Here is an 18,849-nt window from a genome sequence, read left to right on the forward strand (position 1 = left end):
CGCGGCAACAACGCCATGGACTTTTTATCAGGCGCGCGGTGCAACGATGTGCACGATCGCCGCGCTATGCACCACGATCTTGTCCGCATCCGCCTGTAACAAGCGGATGCGTCGCTTGACCAGCGGCCAGCCTGACCAGGCCACGTCGCTGACGGGCGGTGCGGCAGCGCTAGCCTGCGGCGCGCTGATGGCGGTCTTCTCGTCGAGCTGGTCCAATGCGCGCGACAGGGTCAGGCACACTTGCGTATGGCTGTGGCCAAGCAGGGCGTTGACGGGCGCGACGGGCAGCTGGCTGGCATGGCGCCCCAGGATCGAGCGCAGCGCCGCCACGTGGGCGACCAGCAGGTAATTTTGCACGATGAACAGGTTGATGTCTTCCACGGCCCGCTGCTTGCTGGCCGGTTCGTCGAGCATGCGCACCAGTGCCGAGCTGAGCGCGGCCAGGCTGTCCATCAGGCGCTTGCGCTCGATACGGTAGGCAAAATCGTCGAAACATTTTCCTTGCAGCAGCGCGAAGCTGGCCTGCATATAGCTGAGGTTTACATTCAGCACCTGGCGCACCAGCCGTGGCAGGCTCTGGTATTCCCAGTTGGCCAGCACGAAGCTGAACACGGTGGCCACCGCCGCGCCGATCAGGGTATCGATCAAACGCTCGCTGACCAGGTTCGGGTTGCTGGGCGCCACCAGGTGCATTTGCAGCAAGATCATCAGGCTGACGGCGATGGCCGTGTAGCGGTAGCGCAAATAGATGAAGGTAGGCGTGGCGACGATGGAGAGAAACAAGATGGCCATCAGCACGATATTGCTGTGCACAAAGCGGATCACGATGGCCGTGACCACGCAGCCGATGATGGTGCCGATGATGCGGTCGGCGCGGCGCTGGCGCGTCATGCTGAAGGTAGGGCGCAGGATGATGACGATGGTCAGGACGATCCAGTAGCTGTGCGCCGCATACGGCAGCCAGTGGCCGATCAGCAATCCGACCGAGATGGCCATCGACACGCGCAGGGCGAAGCGGAATACGGGCGAATCCAGGCGCAGATTCGATAGCAAGGTCTTCAGTTCGTATTTCTGCTGCGACAAAAACGGCGCCATGTCCGCGCCGCTCCAGAACGGCACGTCGGCATAGACTTTTTGCGTCGCCAGATGCAGCTCGGCGATCATTTTCAGAATCGCGCGGATCTTGTTGCGCTGCGCGCGCAGGGTCGCCAGCGCTTCCTGCGCGCCGTCGCCTTTTGCGTGCAGGCGGGCGATCTCCGCTTCGATGTCGGCCCATTCCTTGTCATAGCTGATCTGCGCATACGAGGCGCGCTTGCGCGTGACGGCATACGCCACGGCTTCGATATCGCGCGCCGCCTTGTAGGCAAGGTCGTGCAAAGATTTCAAGACATCGGAATCGGCCAGGTGCTGGCGCAGCAGCGCGTAGTCGGTATGCGTGGAGAGGATCAGTTCATACAGATCCAGCATGCACACGTGCACCTGCACGACGATGGCATCCTTGCTGTTCTTGTGGCTGCGCAAAATCAAGTCACGCGACGCCTGCTGGCGGTCGGCCAGAATGCTTTGATGGCGCACCAGCTTGTTGAACTGTTCCGTCAAATTAAAACGCGTGTCGTAGAAATCGGCCTTGATGTCGATGTAGGCGGCCAATTCGAACAGGGCTTCGGCCAGCACTTGCTGTTTGATACGGTGGCGCAAGACCCAGGCAATGGCCATGGCATAGGCCAGATAGATCAATCCCCCCAGCATGAACAGGCCCGCGTGGTGAAACGATTGCTGCCACGTCATCTGGTGTTCCATCGACATGGTCATGATGAACAGGGCGGCCAGTTGCAAGGGCATGGATTTCTTGCCGTACACCACCATCATGCTGGCGAGAAAGCTGACCAGCACGAGCACCGTCATCAGCAGCCACTGCACGGGACCGCATAGGCTGATCAACAAGGTGACGGCGCTGCACAGCAGGACCGAGGCCAGCATTTCATTGAACTTGTGGCGCAGCGGGCTGGGCATGTCCATCAGGGTCGTACACAGGGCGCCGATGCACACCGTCATGGCGGTGGCGCTGTCGCTGATTTCCTGGGTCAGCAAGGCCAGGCCGACCAGACCGATGGCCACGCGCAAGCCCAGGTAAAAATAATGGCTGTAGATAAAGGTGCGCAGGTTCAGTGCGTAGTGCATGGGATTACCTTGTGGGCAGGGCACAGAAAGAGGCGCCGCACCGGGGTCTCCGATGCGGCGCCAGGATGTTGCAGTCGCTACAGTCCCCAGTTACATGAGGGCGATGACGGGATAGCGCCGCCATTCCGGCTCGGCAAAGCGCTGGCAGTGTTCAAAAATGAAGTCGAGCACGGCTTCCTGATTGCTCAGCAGGGCCGGATTCGCTGCCTTCCACTCGGCAAATTTAGCGGCCAGCGCCGGTTCGTCGCGCAGCAGTTCCGACGCCATGTCTTCAAAGACGTAATCCGAAAACGCTTCTTTCTTCTCCAGCACGCTGTTGAAGAAGCCCCAGCGGAAGAAGCTGTCGTGCGCCTGCGGTTCCAGCGTTTCCACGGCATAACGCGCGTTGTCCTGCTCCAGGCTGACCACATAGTCGCCCGCCTGCAAGGTGAACTGGCCCGTGCGCGCTTCCAGTTCCACCGTGTCGTGGAACATGTGGCCTTCGTAGGCGGCGGCGCGCGTGCCGACGTTGGCAATGTGGTAGTAGCGCGCCGTTACCGTCTGTTCGGCGGTGATGCGGGTCATGTCGACGCCGTTCCAGCGCAGGCGCTCGATCACTTCGCGCCACGCTTGCGGCACGACATAGGCTTTCGGCGCGGCCACGGTGACGTCCGCATCGAAGCGGTTGTAATAGGCGATGTCGCGTTCCCACGGCTGCGAGCGGTCGTAGGACAGGCGCTGGTAGTCGCCCAGCACGCTTGGCGTGTATTTTGCTGCGTAGCCCTTGAAGGGGAAGGTCGACGGTTGCTCTTCGTTCATGGCCCAGTGGATCGGCCACTCGGCTTGCGTGCGTCCCGCTGCTTTGGCTTGCGCGCGCAGTTGCTTGATCTGTTCGCCATGTTCGATGGTAAAGGCCATGGTGATGTCGAGCAGGGCGCGCATGGAAGCGTAGCGGTCGGCAAAGGGCTTGAGCATGTGCGTTTCCGGCATGAAACCGATGACGTGATGCAGGGCCGCAAAACCGGTCGAGAAACGGGGTACTTCGAGGAATTCGGCGATGCCGTGGTCGGGGCTGTCCTTGACGGGGTTCACATACGGGCAGGTGGGCCAGCCGGCCTGTTCCATCTGCGCAAAGATGTGCGGCAGCATGGTGTCTTGCAGGAAGGGACCGAGGCCATTGCCCAGCTTATCCGTCTGCGTGTGGATCAGGGTCATCGTGTACGGGTAATCGGCGCCGTTCGACGTGTGCGTGTCGACCATCACGTCCGGGTCCCAGCTGGCCAGCAGGCGGTTGAACACTTGCGCGTTCAGGCTGTCGCACTTGATGAAATCGCGGTTCAAGTCCAGGTGGCGGCTGTTGCCGCGGAAACCGAATTGCTCCGGGCCATCCTGGTTCACGCGCGAGGTATTGGCGCGGTTCAGGCTGCCGTCGACGTTGTAGATCGGGATGAACAGCAGCACGGTGCTGCCCAGCGCCGCCAGGCGTTCCGGCTGCGTGCAGAGGTCGCGCACGATGGCCATGCAGGCGTCGATGCCTTCCGGTTCGCCTGGGTGGATGCCGTTGTTGTTGAAGAACACGGTGCGGCCCGCGCGCTTGATCTGCTCGCGGTCGAACACGCCGTCCGCGCTGACGACGCCAGCGTGGATGGGCACGCCCGAGTCGGACAGGCCGATCTGTTCGAAGTGCAGCACCTGCGGATAGCGTGCGGCGAGATCTTGATAGAAGGTGATGCATTCCAGCCAGGTCGTGGTCTGGTTGTGGTTACCGAGTTCGTAGGTCGTGCGCAAGTCTGGTGGCATAGCGGTCTGAGTCTGGGAGGGGAAGGCGCGCTGGGTAAGTACGCCCGCTAGGGGCCAATTGTAGCACCGGCGTTGGCGCCTTGAGGCGCGGCAGATGGGCCGGGTCGAACTTGTGTTATGAATACGTTTCACGCGCAAGGGAGGCGGCATGGGCAAGACGGCGATGGCGGCACTGGTGTGGGGGATATGCCTGGCGGCACAGGCGGCGCCGTTGCGCTTGCCAGCGGGCAAGGAACCGATGGCGCAGGGCGGCTCCGTGACGGCCGCCGCACAGGGCGCGCTGATACGCTACCGGGGCTGGCTGCTGGCCGTCGATGGCGCCGTATCGGAGGAGCGGCCCGACGTCTTGCTGACGTCGGCGGAGGCGGGCCAAGTGCCGCAGCTGCGGGTCGGCGCGATGCAGCGTGCCTTGCCCGTATGGTCGGCCTTCGAACTCGTCAAGGGCAGCACGCGCCTGCGCATCACGGCGCTGCCGGGGCCGGATGAGGTGGCCGCGCTGCTGCTGGACTTTGGCGATGGCGATTACCGCATCGTGATTCCCGCCACGGGCATCGCCCGGCCAGCCTATCCGCTGCTGGCTCAGCGCTTTCCCGGCGCCGACCTGGCCTTGCTGCTGCAGGATGGCCGGCGCGTGATGCTGCCGCTGGGAAGCGGCCGCGCGCACGTGTTTGGCGAGGAGCAAGCCGCGCCTTACCGTTTCACCAAAATAAAACGTTAGACGAAAAAAGCCACTCCCGCAGGAGTGGCTCAGGGAACAACCGCCCGTTGCCGGGCTTATTAGTTGTTGTTATCCGCGAATTACTCGGCGCCCATTTCTTTCAGCAGGTTGTCTGCGTGGTCGATGTGTTTCATGTTCCACAGCATGTAGCGCAGGTCGACCTGGATCGAACGGGTGTTGGCCTTGTTGTAGTCCCAGTCGGAAATGATCGAGTCCAGGGTGCCATCGAATGCCAGGCCGATGAATTCGCCTTTCGCGTTCAGGGCAGCCGAACCGGAGTTGCCGCCGGTGATGTCCAGGGTGGCCAGGTAGTCGACCGGCACGGTTTTCAGCTTCGGATCGACAAATTTGCCGAAGTCCTTGGCTTTGATCGCGGCCAGCTGCTTCGCCGGTGCATTGAACTCGCCTTCGCCCGTGGCTTTGGCGGCGACGCCATTGACGGTGGTGAAGGCGGTCCAGGTGGTGCCGTCGGCGCCATGGTCACGGCCGGCAACACGGCCGAACGTCACGCGCAGGGTGCTGTTGGCGTCAGGGTAGACGGCTTGGCCCTTGCTCTTCATGAAGGCGATCTTTGCTTTCATGTAGTTGGCGTAGGCTTGCTGGATCTTGCCGGCCAGTTCTTCCTCTTCCGCTTCGTTTTTCAGCGAATCCGGATACATGGCGACGGCGGCCTGGATGAAGCTGTCCTTGCTGGCCTGGAATTCGGCTGGCGTGCGTTTCAGCCAGGCTGCGCGCTCGGCCTTGTCGCCCAGCTTGCTGCCGGCATACAGTTTGTCCAGGGCGGCGGCCAGGTCGGCTTGCGACATGCCGTCCTTGATGCCGATGGCGGCGTCGAAGCTGGCGCGGCGCTGTGCGGCCGGTTGCGCGGCGTACTTGGTCAGGCTGTTCAGTACCAGCGCCTTGTCGACTTTTTCATCGTAGGTGCGCTCGACCGAGGTGATGCCCGCTTCCAGGCGTGGCAAGTCGCGCGTCTGGTAGCCGGACTTGCGTTCCGTATCGGTCTTGGTGCCTTCGTTGGATAAACGGTACAGGCTGCGTGCCGTGTTCAGCAGGCGTGGCTGGGCGTAGCTGAGGAAGAAGTCGCGCTTGGTGTCGGCATCGCGTTCGGCGATCAGCTTTTCCACTTGCTCGATGTCGCCGGCAAATTCCGCCTTGCGGGCAGGATTGGCGTTGACCCAGGTTTTCAGGGCTTCGTGTTCCGTCGTCTTGCGCGCCAGGAAGTCGCTGCCGGCGTAGGAATCGAGCATGCCTTGGCGGTTCTTGTAGTAATTATTCACGCCAGCCACCTGACCCGCGTATTTCAGGGCAACGTCCTTGTTGTCCTTGGTTTCGCGCGCGATGATGGCCAGGGTTTCGCCCGACGCTTTCACGAAGGCCGGGTAGTTCCAGTCAAACGTGAACGCCACTTCCGATGGCAGGCGGTGACGGTTGGTGCGGCCCGGGTAGCCCAGCGCCATGACGAAATCGCCCTCCTTCAAGCCATCCTTGGCCAGTTTCAGCACGTGTTTTGGCTGGTACGGCACGTTGTCCTTGCTGAAGTCGGCAGCTTTGCCGTCTTTGCTGACATAGGCGCGGTAGAAACCGTAGTCGCCCGTGTGGCGCGGCCACATCCAGTTGTCGGTGTCGCCGCCGAATTTACCCACGCCCGCTGGAGGCGCGTGCACCAGGCGCACGTCGCGGATTTCCAGTTGCTTGATCAGGTAGAACTCCAGGCCGCCGTAGTAGCTCGACACGGTGCAGCGGAAGCCCGCTTCTTTTTCGCATTCGGCGACCAGTTTCTTCTGGTTTTTCTCGATCGCATCGATGCGGGCCTTGCCTTGCAGCTTGGCCACGTCGGCGCTGATGATCTTGTCGCTGACATTCGTCACGGCCGAGGTGACGAAGATGCGGCTGCCCGGGGCGGCCGGCAATTCTTCAGCGAACGTCTTGGCCAGGAAACCGTTGGCCAGCAAATCGCGCTCCTTGGTCGAATTGACCGCCACGCTGTTGTAGACGCAATGGTGGTTGGTGGCAACCAGGCCTTGCGGCGAGACGAACGACGCCGAGCAGCCGCCCAGGCTGACGATGGCGCCCATCGGGAATTCGGTCAGTTTGGTCAGGGTGGCCGGGTCCAGTTTCAGTCCGGCGGCTTTCAGTTCCTTGGCTACTTGTGGCAGCTGTTGGGGCATCCACATGCCTTCGTCGGCGTGTGCGAAGTTGCTCAGGATGGCGAGCGCGATGAGAGATTTTTTCATTCGAGTTCTGTTCTTTTACATTGTAGGGAAGTCGGAATCAGCGGTGTACCCGCTGATTATGCAGCGGGCGACATAGAGTATCCGTATCGGACTCGCACTAGTCAATCACATTTTCCTGGCAGCATATTCGCAAGTGCTTGCCTGAATGATATGTTTTGCGCTGGCGGAGGCGCTGGAAGCGGCTGGCAACCCGCATTTTCTCGTGCGGCGGTTGTGGTATTTGTCCATACGTGTCCTGGCGGCAATGAAAAATGGCCGGGCGCTTGCGCGGCCCGGCCACTTGCCATGCCCTGCTTTTTGCTTGCTTAGCGTATTTTGCCGCGGCGCAAAAGATTGACGATGCCCAGCAGGATCACGGCGCCCAGGAACGAAACGAGCAGCGAAGACAGGCTGAAATTGTCGCTATTGATGGTGCCCGTGCCGAACAGCGGCGCCAGCAGCCAGCCGCCCAGGAAGGCGCCGACGATGCCGACGACGATATTGAGGAAGATGCCCTGTTGCGCATCGGTTTTCATGACCATGCTGGCCAGCCAGCCGATGACGCCGCCAATAACGATCCAGATAATGAAATTCATGTAGTCCTCCGCGCGGTGGATAAGTGGGTGTGGCATGTCAGAACAACATCATGCCAATCGATAGTGATGCCGCACGATAGAAAAGTCCAGCGGATTCGCATGGCGCATGCAAAAGCCCGCCTGGCTGCGGGCAGCGAGGCGGGCTTATCATGCGGCAAGATCGTGTTTAGTCGGCCTTGATCGCTTCCACCTGGATGGCCAGCTTGACTTCCGGCGAGAACGCCGGCATGCCGTAGTTCAGGCCAAAGTCGCTGCGCTTGAATTCCGCCGTGGCATCGGCGCCGCACACTTCACGCTTGTAGCGCGGGTGCATGATGCACTTGAACTTGCTCACGTTCAACTTGACGGGCTTGGTCACGCCCAGCAGGGTCAGTTCGCCATCGACTTCCACCAGCTGCTCGCCGTTGAACTTGAGCGAGGTGCTCTTGTAGGTGATTTGCGGGAATTTCTCGACGTTGAACATGTCCGCTTTTTTCGCGTGCGTGTTCATGGCATCGAGGCCGAAGTCGATCGAATCGGCATCGATGACCAGATCCAGGCTGCCGCTCTTGGCGGCGCGGTCCAGGGTCACCGTCCCCTTGGTCTTGTTGAACTTGCCGCGCCACACGGACATGCCCATGTGATCGGCTTCAAAGCTTGGGAAGGTGTGCGTCGGGTCGAGATTGTAGGTGTCGGTAGCGGCCATGGCCGAACCCGCGCCGGCGGCTGCCAGCACGGCGATCATCAAGTGCTTCAATTTCATTGAATTCCTAACTAAGTTAAACAACAGATTTTTGGGCGTTGATCTGATATGTAACGCCTGAAAAACGTTCAGGGCAAGAGCAACGCAGTCATGGACGTTTTCTCAGGTGTTACTGAGCAGCGACGTGGAATTTAATCGTGACCTCGTCGGCAACCATGCTCGTGTCTTTCCACTCGCCTTCGCCGATGTTGTAGGTCAGGCGCTTGATCGGCAGGGCGCCGTCGAACGCGTATTTGCCGCCATCAGCCTTCACCGTCAGGGGGAAGGTGACGTCGGTGGTCTTGCCTTTGATGCTCAGCTTGCCGCTTACCGTCAGCTTGCCCGCGCCGGCGGCCTTGATGCTGTTCGAGACAAAGGTGGCTTTCGGGAACTGGGCCGAATTGAACCATTCCTTCTTCGCCACTTCCTTGTTGTACTCGGGGTCGCCGATATCGATGCTGGCGGTCTCGATCTCCACCGACGCCTTCGAGGAGTCCGGCGCGGCCGGGTTGTAATCGATGGCGATATTGAATTTCTTGAACTTCGCTTCCACGGGCACGTTCATTTGCTTGAACACGGCCGACACGCTGGTCTTGGCGGGATCGACTTTCAGCAGGGTGGCGGCGGTGGCGGCTACGGACAGGCCCAGCAGGGAAGCGAGGACGATGCGTTGGGTGGTTTTCATCTTGTTTTTTTCCTGTAGTTTCAGTGAGCAAGGGGAAGTCGATGTCAGGGCAGCATGCGCTTGAGGACGCCATCGCGGTCGATGAACTGGTGCTTCAGCGCCGCCAGCACATGGGCGGCCACGGCGGCGGCCATCGTCATGTTCAGAACATAATGAATCTCTTTTAAAAGCGGCTTAAGTTCCGGATTCGGCGCCATGATGACGGGCAGCTGGAACAGGCCCAGGTAGACCACCGGCACGCCGGCGGCCAGGGTGTACAGGTAGCCGGAGATGGGCACGGCGAAGATCAGGATGTACAGCAGCACATGCATGGCATCGGCCGCCTTCTTTTGCCAGGCAACCATGCTGGCCGGGTGCGGCGGCGGCACGTTGGCCTTGCGCCACAGCAGGCGGATGGCGGCGATGGCCAGCACGGTCACGCCCAGCCATTTATGCCAGGAGAAATATTTGAGCTTGGTAGGCGTCAGGCCGGGAATATCCGTCATGACCAGGCCCATGACGAAGGCGCTGATGATCAGCAGGGCGGTCAGCCAGTGCAGGATGATGGCGGTGGTGGTGTAGCGTTGCATCGGCGGCTTTCTTGAATGTAGTACGTGTTAGGACTAATTCGGCCTAATATACCAAAGAAAAGCAAATTGCGCTGCGTGCTGGAGATTCTACAAGAAAGAGTGCGGGAAAAACCGCGGGGCGGGCAGCATTTGTATGCTGGCCGCCCCGCGGGAGCGGGATCGGACGATCCCCATGTGGAAACGGCTTAGATGGCTTTGGCCAATTGCGCCGCGATGCCGATGTAGTTGCCCGGTGTCATGGTCAGCAGCACGTCCTTGGCATCCTGCGGAATGGCCAGGCCATTGACGAAGGTTTGCAGCGCCTCTTTCGAGATGCCCTTGCCGCGCGTCAGCTCTTTCAGCTGCTCGTACGGGTTTTCGATGCCATAGCGGCGCATCACGGTTTGTACGGGTTCGGCCAGCACTTCCCAGGTCGCGTCCAGGTCTTGCGCCAGGCGCGCGTGGTTCACTTCCAGCTTGTTCAGGCCGCGCAGGCAGCTGTCATACGCCAGCAGGGTGTAGCCGAGGCCCACGCCGATGTTGCGCAGCACGGTCGAATCGGTCAAGTCGCGCTGCATGCGCGAGACGGGCAGTTTTTCCGACAGGTGCTTGAGCACGGCATTGGCCAGACCCAGGTTGCCTTCCGAATTTTCGAAGTCGATCGGGTTGACCTTGTGCGGCATGGTCGACGAGCCGATTTCGCCCGCTTTCAGCTTTTGCTTGAAGTAGCCCAGCGAGACATACGTCCAGATGTCGCGGTTCAGGTCCAGCAGGATCGTGTTGGCGCGCGCGAAGGCGTCGAACAGCTCGGCCATGTAGTCGTGCGGTTCGATCTGGATGGTGTACGGGTTGAAGACCAGGCCCAGGCGCTGTTCGATGACGGCCTGCGAGAATGCGGGCCAGTCGAAGCCGGGGTAGGCCGACAGGTGGGCGTTGTAGTTGCCGACGGCGCCATTCATCTTGCCGAGGATTTCCACTTGTTCGATGCGTTTCACGGCGCGCTGCAAACGGGCCACGACGTTGGCGAATTCCTTGCCCAGGGTGGTCGGGCTGGCCGTCTGGCCGTGCGTGCGCGACAGCATCGGCACATCGGCGTTGTCGTGCGCGATCTGCGTCAGCTTGGCCACCAGGCCGTTCAATGCCGGCAGCATCACGCCGTCGCGCGCGGCCTTGAGCATCATGCCGTGCGAGGTGTTGTTGATGTCTTCCGAGGTGCAGGCGAAATGGATGAATTCCGACGCCGCCACCAGTTCCGGCACGTCCGCCACTTGTTCCTTCAGCCAGTATTCGACGGCCTTGACGTCATGGTTGGTGACCGCTTCGATGGCCTTGATGCGGGCCGCGTCGGCTTCCGAGAAGTCGGCCGCCATCTTGTCGAGCAGGGCGTTCGCTTCGGCCGAGAACGGCTTGATTTCGGCGAAACCGGCTTGCGACAGCGCTTGCAGCCAGGAGATTTCCACTTTCACGCGGTGGTGCATGAAACCGGCTTCGGACAGGATCGGGCGCAGCAGATCGGTCTTGCTGGCGTAGCGGCCATCGAGCGGAGACAGGGCCGACAGCGTGGAATACGGAGTAGTAGAAGTCATGAGAGCGGACGCAAGTTAAAGAAACGGTTGGCGTGTGGCGCGCGGGGAGGGTAGGGCTATTGCAATACAGCAACACTGACGGCGCCACATTAAAGGGCGATTTTACCACCGCTGGGGGCCTGCCAGCCGTCCGTCGGCTGCCGGCGCCTCCCATTTTGGCCGAATCCGCCCCCGATGCGGCATGCCTGCCACACTGGGCGGTGCGCCGGGTGCGTGCCGCCAAAAGGCGGCTGCCGCCGATGCTATACTGAGCGCTGCTCCTTACCTTAAAGTACCTATGAAACTGATCGGTTCCCTCGCCAGCCCGTATGTCCGCAAAGCCCGTATCGTGCTGGCGGAAAAAAGCTCGACTATGTCTTCGAGCTGGAAAACGTGTGGGTGCCGGAAACCCGCATCGCCCAGGCCAACCCGCTGGGCAAGGTGCCCTGCCTGGTGATGGAAGATGGCAGCGCGCTCATCGATTCGCGCGTCATCGTCGAATACCTCGACACCCTCACGCCCGTCTGTAAACTGCTGCCGGCCGGCGGCAATGGCCGCGAGCGGGCCGATATCAAGAACTGGGAAGCGCTGGCCGACGGCATCCTCGACGCGGGCGTGCTGGTGCGCCTGGAGCGCACGCAGCGCCCGCCCGAGCAGCAAAGCGCCGCCTGGATCGCGCGCCAGCTGGACAAGGTCACGCTGGGCCTGGCCGCGCTCGAGGCGCGCCTGGGCGAGAGCGCGTATTGCGCCGGCAAGAACTACACCCTGGCCGACGTGGCCGTGGGCTGTACCCTGGGCTGGCTCAGCTTCCGCTTCCCGGAAATCGACTGGCGCGCGGAGCACCCGGCGCTGGCGCGCCTGTTCGACAAACTGTCCGAACGGCCATCGTTCAAGGACACCGTGCCGCAGTGAGCGCACGATGACCGGTTCCGACTCGAAGGCGCAGCAGCGCCTGCAGATGGCCGATATCGCGCGCCTGGCCGGTGTGTCCACGTCGACCGTGTCGCGCGCGCTGAGCGGCAGTTCGCTGGTCAATGAAGAAACGCGCGCGCGCGTCATCGCGCTGGCCCGTTCGCTCAAGTATTCCATCAATATCGGCGCGCAAAACCTGCGCCTGAAACAGAACCGCACGGTGGGCGTGGTGGTGCCGTATGACGCGGCCACGCGCCAGCACCTGTCCGATCCTTTCTTTCTGAGCATGCTGGGCAGCCTGGCCGATGCGCTGACGGAGCAGGGCTTCGACATGCTCATTTCACGCGTCGATGCCGAAACGCTCGATGCGGCGGCCCAGTCCTTCGATAGCGGCCGCGTGATCGGCATCATCCTGATCGGCCAGTGGCGCCACCATGAACAACTGAACCAGCTGGCCGCGCGCCAGGTGCCCATCGTCGTGTGGGGCGCGCAATTGCCGCAGCAGCTGTATTGCACCGTCGGCGGCGATAACGTCGCGGGCGGCAGGCTGGCCACGGAACACTTGCTGGCGGCGGGGCGCCGGCGCATCGCCTTCTTTGGCGACGCCAAGCTGCCCGAAGTGGCGCAGCGCCACCAGGGTTATGCGCAGGCGCTCGCCGCGCAGGGACTGGCGCCCGACCCGCAACTGTACGTGGCCGGTTCCTTCCTGCCGCAGGGCGGCGCGACGGACGTGCAGGAACTGCTGGACCGCCAATTGCCGTTCGACGCCATCTTTGCCTGCAGCGACTTGCTGGCCATGAGCGCCATCAACGCCCTGCGTGCGCGCGGCGTGGCCGTGCCGGAACAGGTGGCCGTGGTCGGCTACGACGATATCGAACTGGCCGCGTATTTCCATCCGCCACTGACCACCGTGCGCCAGCCGATCCGTACTGCCGGACGCGCGCTGGTGGCTTCGCTGCTGGCGCTGGTCGACGGCGCGCCTGCGCCATCCCGGCAATTGCCAACCGAGCTGATCGTACGCGCCTCGGGCCGCTGAAGCACCGTTGTCAGTCATTGCAACCGATTGCAATAAATTCAAATTTCCCCCGTTATTTTTATGCTGCGCAGCAGCATAAAAAAGGCTGAATTCGCCTGACATTCCGCCTGTTTTCCTCTATGTTGCCCGTGTTTTTCTCTTAAAAACAACAACATTTTCATGTTGCAGTGCTCGATTGCAATCGATTGCAATAAATTCTTATTCGTTGAATAATGACGTACCGGCCCAGTCAGCGCGACACGGCATGCGGCGGCCAGGACTCATAACAAGCCGATACCTCGACGTATCGGCATACAACACTGGAGACAAGATGAAGACACGTACTGCTCAACGCGGCGGCATGGCCGCAGCCGTCGCCCTGGCCATGCTGCAGCTGGGCGCCGCCCAGGCGCAATCGGCCGGCGACACCGCCAGCGCCGCCCCTGCCGATGGCCTGAACCTGGAACGTATCGTGGTCACGGGCACCACCGGCGGCACGTCCAAAATGAAATCGAGCAATTCCGTCAGCAGCATGGAGCTCGATACCATCCTGCACAATGCGCCGACCAGCGCCGCCGAAGTCCTGCGCTCGGTGCCGGGCTTGCGGGCCGAGTCTTCGGGCGGCGAAGGCAATGCCAACATCACCGTGCGCGGCCTGCCCATTTCCGCCGGCGGCGCGCGCTATGTGCAGATCCAGGAAGACGGCTTGCCCGTGCTGCAGTTCGGCGACTTCAACTTCACCACGCCCGACAGCTTCGTCAAGATCGATTCCACGCTCGACCACCTGGAAGTGGTGCGCGGTGGTTCGGCCTCCACCCTGGCCACCAATTCGCCGGGCGGCATCATCAATTTCATCAGCAAGAACGGCAAGGAGAAGGGCGGCAGCGTGGCCATCAGCCGCGGCCTGGGCTACGACCAGACGAGGGTCGACTTCGACTATGGCGCGCCGGTGTCGGAGCGCACGCGCTTCTTCATCGGCGGCTCCTGGCGCACGGGCGAAGGCATCCGCCACAGTGGCGTCAACAGCGAAAGGGGCGGTCAGATCCGCGGCAATGTCACGCATGAATTCGACAGCGGCTTCGTGCGCCTGTCGTTCAAGCACCTCGACGACCAGTCGCCCACGGCCTTGCCGGTGCCGGTCAGCGTGCGCGATGGCCGCATCGGGGAAATCGCCGGCATCGACCCGCGCAAGGCCAGCTTCTATTCGCCGTACTGGGTGCCCGACATGGTGCTGAACAAGGATAACCAGCGCGTGGCCACCCGCGTCAACGACGGCTTGCACGTCAAAAGCGATACCGTGGGCCTGGAGGCATCGTTCAAGCTGGGGCAGGGCTGGAGCGTGAGCGAAAACTTCCGCTACGCCGACAATTCGGGGCGCTTCATCGGCGTCTTCCCGTCGAATAACGGCAGCGACGGCAGCTATGTGTTTGCCAGCGGCCCGAATCGGGGCAAGCCCTACATCGGCCGCGCGTTTTCCGCCGTGGTGTTCAACACGTCCATCGACGACGCCAGCAATATCTTGAGCGACACCAAGCTGGCCAGGACGTTCGTGCTCGACAGCGGCAAGCTGACCACCACGGCCGGCCTGTACCTGTCGCAGCAAAAGCTGGGCCTGACCTGGAACTTCAATGAATACCTGATGCAGGCCACGGGCGACCAGCCGGCGCTGTTGCAAGCGGCCAGCGGCACGCCCGGCTACATCGGCCCGGCCTTCGGCGCCTGCTGTTCGCGCGCCGTCGACATGGAATACCGCACGACCTCGCCCTACCTGAACCTGGCCTGGGAAAGCGGCGCGCTGAACCTCGACGGCGGCCTGCGGCGCGACCGCCAGCATGCCAGCGGCATGGCCAATATCGCCACCGGCGCGCAAGCGTACCTGCTGTCGACGGTGCAGCAGGTCGACTACACCCTGGGCCACACGTCGTACTCGCTGGGCGCGAACTACAAGCTGCAAGCCAGCCTGGCCGTGTTTGCCCGCGTCAGTGAAGGCGTGGCCTTCAATGCTGACCGCATCCTGTTCGGCACGCCGCTCGATGGCAGCGTGCCGGTCGCCATCAACACCGTGCGCCAGCTCGAAGGTGGCGTGAAATGGCGTCAGGGTCCCCTGAGTACCTTCGTCACCGTGTTCCAGGCCAAGACGAGGGAAAGCAATTACGAAGCGACCACCCAGCTGCGCACGGCCAACAGCTATGAAGCCAAGGGCGTGGAACTGGAAGCGGCCTACAGCGCCGGCGACTTCCGCATCAACGGCGGCTTGACGTTCACGGATGCCGAGATCACGGGCACGGCGGCGGCCGACGTGGCGCTGATCGGCAATACGCCGCGGCGCCAGGCGCGCGTCGTGTACCAGATCGCGCCCACCTATGAGTGGGGCGCCGCCACCCTGGGCGCCAGCCTGGTCGGCACGGGCAAGTCGTGGGGCGACGATGCGCACACGATCACCTTGCCCGCCTACCAGGTGCTCAACGCCTTCGTCAATTACCAGCTCACGCCGCAAATGCAGGTGGCGCTGACGGCGAACAATCTGCTCAACAAGATCGGCTATACGGAAGTCGAGGGCGATGGCCATGCGGCCCGCTCGATCACGGGGCGCGCCGTCAAGGTCAGCCTGAAATACGCATTTTAAGCAAGGATAGGATTCATGATGTCGATACGCAGCCCCTGGCGCGCCTGCTGGCGCCGCTCCCCACGCACTTGCGCGCCGATGCGGCGCGCCGCTATGCGCGCCAGGAGGCGGTCTTGCTCGACCGCCTGGGCAGCCTGTATGGCCAGCGGCCCGATTTCCTGCCCTGGCTGGGCGATCTGATGGAAAGCGTGGGGCGGCTGTATGCGGCGCGCGCGCCGGCGCTGCTGCGGCAGGATGCGCAGCGCGAAGAACATCCGGACTGGTTTGCCAGCCAGTCCATGCTGGGCTACAGCGCCTACGTGCAGCGCTTCGGCGGCAATCTGCAGGGCGTGGCGGCGCGCATTGCCCATCTGCGCGAACTGGGCGTGACGTATCTGCACCTGCTGCCGTTCTTGCGTGCGCGCGCCGGCGAAAGCGATGGCGGTTTTGCCGTCGCCAGCTTCGAGGAAGTCGACCCCGCCCTGGGCAGCAATGCCGACTTGCTGGCGCTGACGGCGCAGCTGCGCGCGGCCGGCATCAGCCTGTGCTCGGACCTGATCCTCAATCACGTGGCCGACGACCATGCTTGGGCGCTGGGCGCCAAGGCGGGCGACGCGCTGCTGCGCGATTTTTCCACACCTATCCCGACCGCGTGCAGCCGGACCGCTACGAGCGCACCGTGGGCCAGGTCTTTCCGCAGGCGGCGCCCGGCAATTTCACGTTCGTGCCGGAACTCCAGCGCTGGGTCTGGACCACGTTCTATCCGTACCAGTGGGATCTGAACTACGCCAATCCGGCCGTCTTCGCGGCCATGGCCGGCGCCATGCTGGGCCTGGCCAACAAGGGTATCGAAGTGTTCCGCCTCGATTCGACGGCCTTCCTGTGGAAGCGCGACGGCACGGACTGCATGAATCAGCCCGAAGCCCACAGCCTGCTGCAAGCCCTGCGGGCGATTGCCGCCATCGTCGCGCCGGGCGTGCTGCTCAAGGCCGAAGCCATCGTGCCCACGCCCAAGCTGCCCGCCTACTTTGGCAGCGATGCGGCGCCCGAGTGCCATATCGCCTATCACAGCAGCCTGATGGCCGCCGGCTGGGGCGCGCTGGCGGAGGAAAGCACGGATTTGCTGCAGCAGGTGATCGCGGCTACGCCGCCGCTGCCGCCGGCCGCAAGCTGGCTCAGTTATGTGCGCTGCCACGACGACATCGGCTGGAACGTGCTGCTCAATGAGGCGGGCGCGGACGGACCGGCGCGCCTGGCGCGCATCGCGCAGTTCTTTGCCGGCGCCACCGGCAGCTATGCGCGCGGCGCCGCCTTCCAGAGCAGCAGCGCCGACAGGGCGCATGGCAGCAACGGCATGGCCGCCTCGCTGGCCGGCCTGGAAAGCGCCGTCACGGTGCAGGAGCAGGAATATGCGTTGCGGCGCCTGCTGCTGCTGCATGGCCTGGCATTGAGCTTTGGCGCCTTGCCCGTGTTGTACATGGGCGATGAACTGGGCATGACCAACGATCACAGCTACACGCAGCGTGCCGACCGGGCGATGGACAGCCGCTGGCTGCAGCGCCCCGCGTTCGACGACAGCCTGCTGGCATGGCGCCACGATGGCGTGAGCGCCAGCGGCCGGCTGTACCTGGCGCTGCGCCAGCTGATCGACGTACGCGGGCGCTTGCCTGCCCTGGCCGCCGCCGCGCCGCGCAGCGTGATGCAGGCCGATGCGCCGGCCGTGCTGGCGCTGCTGCGCGGCGACGGATTTCTCAACCTGAGCAACTTCAGCGGCGCCAGCCAGCGTTTCACTTTGCCCGCGGGCGAATGGCGCAACAGCCTCGATGGCAGCGTGCTGGCCGGCACGGTAGGCCTGCAGCCATGGCATATGCTGTGGCTGGAGCGGGAGCAAGATCGGGAGCCAGCATGAGCAACGCCAGCGCGCAGCGTCCGCATCTGTCGTTTTGGCAGATCGTCAACATGAACGTCGGATTTTTCGGCATCCAGTTCAGTTTTGGGCTGCAGCAAAGCAGCATGAGCCCCATCTATAAATACCTGGGCGCCGATGAGGCGAGCCTGCCGTACCTGTGGCTTGCCGGTCCCATGACGGGGCTGCTCGTGCAACCGCTGATCGGCGCGATGAGCGACCGCACGGTGACGCGCTGGGGCCGCCGCACGCCCTATTTTCTGATCGGCGCCATCCTGTGCAGCCTGGGCCTGCTGGCCATGCCGTTCAGTCCCACCCTGTGGATGGCCGCCAGCCTGCTGTGGATACTCGACGCGGCCAACAATGTGACGATGGAGCCGTACCGCGCCTTTGTCAGCGACAAGCTCGACAAGAAGCAGCACTCGCTGGGTTTTCTCACGCAAAGCGCGTTTACGGGGCTGGGGCAAACGCTGGCCTACCTGACGCCGTCGCTGCTGGTCATGCTGGGCATGAACAAGGATGCCGTCAATGGCAGCCATATCCCGCACATCGTCATCGCCGCCTTCCTGATCGGCGCCGTGTTCTCGCTCGCCTCGGTGCTGTGGACCCTGAAGACGACGCCGGAAAATCCGCTCACGGCGGCCGAGCTGGCGGCCATCCGCAGCCGCCCGCCGGGCTGGCAGCATACGCTGGCCGATATCGGCGCGGCCCTGCGCGACATGCCGCCGACGATGAAGCAGCTGGCCCTCGTCAACCTGTTCCAGTGGTACGCCCTGTTCTGCTACTGGCAGTACATCGCGCTGTCGCTGGCGGCGACCCTGTTTCACACGACGGATCCCGCGTCGCAAGGTTTTCGCGACGCGGGGCTGCTGAACGGGCAGGTGGGCGCGTTCTACAATTTCGTCGCTTTTGTCGCCGCCTTTGCGCTGGTGCCGTTCACGCGCCGCTTCGGCCCCAAGCGCATGCACAGCCTGTGCCTGTGCGCGGCCGGCGTGGGCATGCTGAGCATCCCGCTGATCCACAGTCCGGCGCTGCTGTTGCTGCCCATGCTGGGCGTGGGCCTGGCCTGGGCCAGCATCATGGGCAATCCCTACATCATGCTGGCCGGCTGCATTCCGCCCGAGCGCACGGGTGTCTACATGGGCATTTTCAATATGTTCATCGTCATCCCGATGATCATCCAGATATTCACCCTGCCCCTGTATTACCGCAGCTGGCTGGGTGGCAATCCGGAGAACGTCATCCGGCTGGCCGGCGCCCTGCTGCTGTGCGCGGCGGTGGCGGTGCTGTTCGTCAAGCTGCGCCCGTCGCAGGCCACAAAGACTTGAGGACGGACGAAAAAACCGGCAATTGCCGGTTTTTCTTGTTCCACTAATGATGTTACGACACCTGACAAAAACCGTAG

Annotated in this window: 14 protein-coding genes and 1 pseudogene; 7 read left to right on the forward strand and 8 right to left on the reverse strand. The window is 62.8% G+C overall.

The genetic code is table 11. The features are described from left to right. Positions 1 to 27: 27 nt before the first annotated feature. Both ACRHIG_RS05010 and ACRHIG_RS05015 read right to left on the reverse strand, forming a co-directional pair. Positions 28 to 2,181, reverse strand: coding sequence for an FUSC family protein (locus ACRHIG_RS05010; RefSeq protein ID WP_489629533.1), 2,154 nt, complete (start codon positions 2,179 to 2,181; stop codon positions 28 to 30). Positions 2,182 to 2,271: 90 nt separating this feature from the next. Further along, a complete protein-coding gene (locus ACRHIG_RS05015; protein ID WP_489629534.1) occupies positions 2,272 to 3,960 on the reverse strand; it encodes a M14 family zinc carboxypeptidase in 1,689 nt (562 codons plus the stop codon). A 148-nt stretch (positions 3,961 to 4,108) separates the two neighbouring features. Between ACRHIG_RS05015 and ACRHIG_RS05020 the strand changes: the two genes are divergently transcribed. Beyond that, entirely contained in the window at positions 4,109 to 4,678 is a 570-nt protein-coding gene (locus ACRHIG_RS05020; RefSeq protein WP_489629535.1) for a hypothetical protein, read from the forward strand. An 80-nt stretch (positions 4,679 to 4,758) separates the two neighbouring features. Here the strand turns inward: ACRHIG_RS05020 and ACRHIG_RS05025 are convergent, their stop codons facing one another. From ACRHIG_RS05025 to purB, 6 genes are all read right to left on the reverse strand, one after another. Then, on the reverse strand, positions 4,759 to 6,912 hold the full coding sequence (locus ACRHIG_RS05025; protein WP_489629536.1) for a S46 family peptidase: 2,154 nt from the start codon (positions 6,910 to 6,912) through the stop codon (positions 4,759 to 4,761). 305 nt (positions 6,913 to 7,217) lie between these two features. Then, the gene (locus tag ACRHIG_RS05030) at positions 7,218 to 7,487 is read right to left on the reverse strand and encodes a GlsB/YeaQ/YmgE family stress response membrane protein (protein WP_071075198.1); all 270 of its coding nucleotides are present in this window, start codon (positions 7,485 to 7,487) and stop codon (positions 7,218 to 7,220) included. A gap of 166 nt (positions 7,488 to 7,653) precedes the next feature. Beyond that, a complete protein-coding gene (locus tag ACRHIG_RS05035; RefSeq protein WP_326455971.1) occupies positions 7,654 to 8,229 on the reverse strand; it encodes a YceI family protein in 576 nt (191 codons plus the stop codon). A 109-nt stretch (positions 8,230 to 8,338) separates the two neighbouring features. Beyond that, positions 8,339 to 8,893 carry a YceI family protein gene (locus tag ACRHIG_RS05040; RefSeq protein ID WP_489629537.1) on the reverse strand — a complete coding sequence of 185 codons (555 nt, stop codon included), beginning with the start codon at positions 8,891 to 8,893 and terminating at the stop codon, positions 8,339 to 8,341. A gap of 44 nt (positions 8,894 to 8,937) precedes the next feature. Beyond that, positions 8,938 to 9,462 (reverse strand): cytochrome b, encoded by a 525-nt coding sequence (locus ACRHIG_RS05045; RefSeq protein WP_070311507.1) that lies wholly within the window; start codon positions 9,460 to 9,462, stop codon positions 8,938 to 8,940. A gap of 185 nt (positions 9,463 to 9,647) precedes the next feature. Next, positions 9,648 to 11,027 carry an adenylosuccinate lyase gene (purB, locus tag ACRHIG_RS05050; protein ID WP_489629538.1) on the reverse strand — a complete coding sequence of 460 codons (1,380 nt, stop codon included), beginning with the start codon at positions 11,025 to 11,027 and terminating at the stop codon, positions 9,648 to 9,650. A 277-nt stretch (positions 11,028 to 11,304) separates the two neighbouring features. Between purB and ACRHIG_RS05055 the strand changes: the two are divergent. From ACRHIG_RS05055 to ACRHIG_RS05080, 6 genes and pseudogenes are all read left to right on the forward strand, one after another. Then, positions 11,305 to 11,918, forward strand: a pseudogene (locus ACRHIG_RS05055) (glutathione S-transferase N-terminal domain-containing protein). A 7-nt stretch (positions 11,919 to 11,925) separates the two neighbouring features. Further along, entirely contained in the window at positions 11,926 to 12,954 is a 1,029-nt protein-coding gene (locus ACRHIG_RS05060) for a LacI family DNA-binding transcriptional regulator (protein WP_070220621.1), read from the forward strand. Positions 12,955 to 13,264: 310 nt separating this feature from the next. Continuing rightward, positions 13,265 to 15,559, forward strand: a complete 2,295-nt coding sequence (locus tag ACRHIG_RS05065) for a TonB-dependent receptor (protein WP_489629539.1) — start codon at positions 13,265 to 13,267, stop codon at positions 15,557 to 15,559. A gap of 68 nt (positions 15,560 to 15,627) precedes the next feature. After that, positions 15,628 to 16,320 (forward strand): alpha-amylase family glycosyl hydrolase, encoded by a 693-nt coding sequence (locus ACRHIG_RS05070; RefSeq protein WP_489629540.1) that lies wholly within the window; start codon positions 15,628 to 15,630, stop codon positions 16,318 to 16,320. Continuing rightward, a complete protein-coding gene (locus ACRHIG_RS05075; RefSeq protein ID WP_489630743.1) occupies positions 16,263 to 17,447 on the forward strand; it encodes an alpha-amylase family glycosyl hydrolase in 1,185 nt (394 codons plus the stop codon). Before ACRHIG_RS05070 ends, ACRHIG_RS05075 begins: the two co-directional genes overlap by 58 nt. Further along, a complete protein-coding gene (locus ACRHIG_RS05080) occupies positions 17,444 to 18,772 on the forward strand; it encodes an MFS transporter (protein WP_489629541.1) in 1,329 nt (442 codons plus the stop codon). The genes ACRHIG_RS05075 and ACRHIG_RS05080 overlap by 4 nt, the downstream gene beginning before the upstream one ends. The last annotated feature ends 77 nt before the right edge of the window (positions 18,773 to 18,849 follow it).

Source organism: Janthinobacterium sp. C22, from assembly GCF_057919405.1.

Excerpts from the sequence above, each read along its gene's own strand:
- ACRHIG_RS05010 (WP_489629533.1), bottom strand. The coding sequence starts at position 2,181 with ATGCACTACGCACTGAACCTGCGCACCTTTATCTACAGCCATTATTTT.
- ACRHIG_RS05015 (WP_489629534.1), bottom strand. The coding sequence starts at position 3,960 with ATGCCACCAGACTTGCGCACGACCTACGAACTCGGTAACCACAACCAG.
- ACRHIG_RS05020 (WP_489629535.1), top strand. The coding sequence starts at position 4,109 with ATGGGCAAGACGGCGATGGCGGCACTGGTGTGGGGGATATGCCTGGCG.
- ACRHIG_RS05025 (WP_489629536.1), bottom strand. The coding sequence starts at position 6,912 with ATGAAAAAATCTCTCATCGCGCTCGCCATCCTGAGCAACTTCGCACAC.
- ACRHIG_RS05030 (WP_071075198.1), bottom strand. The coding sequence starts at position 7,487 with ATGAATTTCATTATCTGGATCGTTATTGGCGGCGTCATCGGCTGGCTG.
- ACRHIG_RS05035 (WP_326455971.1), bottom strand. The coding sequence starts at position 8,229 with ATGAAATTGAAGCACTTGATGATCGCCGTGCTGGCAGCCGCCGGCGCG.
- ACRHIG_RS05040 (WP_489629537.1), bottom strand. The coding sequence starts at position 8,893 with ATGAAAACCACCCAACGCATCGTCCTCGCTTCCCTGCTGGGCCTGTCC.
- ACRHIG_RS05045 (WP_070311507.1), bottom strand. The coding sequence starts at position 9,462 with ATGCAACGCTACACCACCACCGCCATCATCCTGCACTGGCTGACCGCC.
- purB (WP_489629538.1), bottom strand. The coding sequence starts at position 11,027 with ATGACTTCTACTACTCCGTATTCCACGCTGTCGGCCCTGTCTCCGCTC.
- ACRHIG_RS05060 (WP_070220621.1), top strand. The coding sequence starts at position 11,926 with ATGACCGGTTCCGACTCGAAGGCGCAGCAGCGCCTGCAGATGGCCGAT.
- ACRHIG_RS05065 (WP_489629539.1), top strand. The coding sequence starts at position 13,265 with ATGAAGACACGTACTGCTCAACGCGGCGGCATGGCCGCAGCCGTCGCC.
- ACRHIG_RS05080 (WP_489629541.1), top strand. The coding sequence starts at position 17,444 with ATGAGCAACGCCAGCGCGCAGCGTCCGCATCTGTCGTTTTGGCAGATC.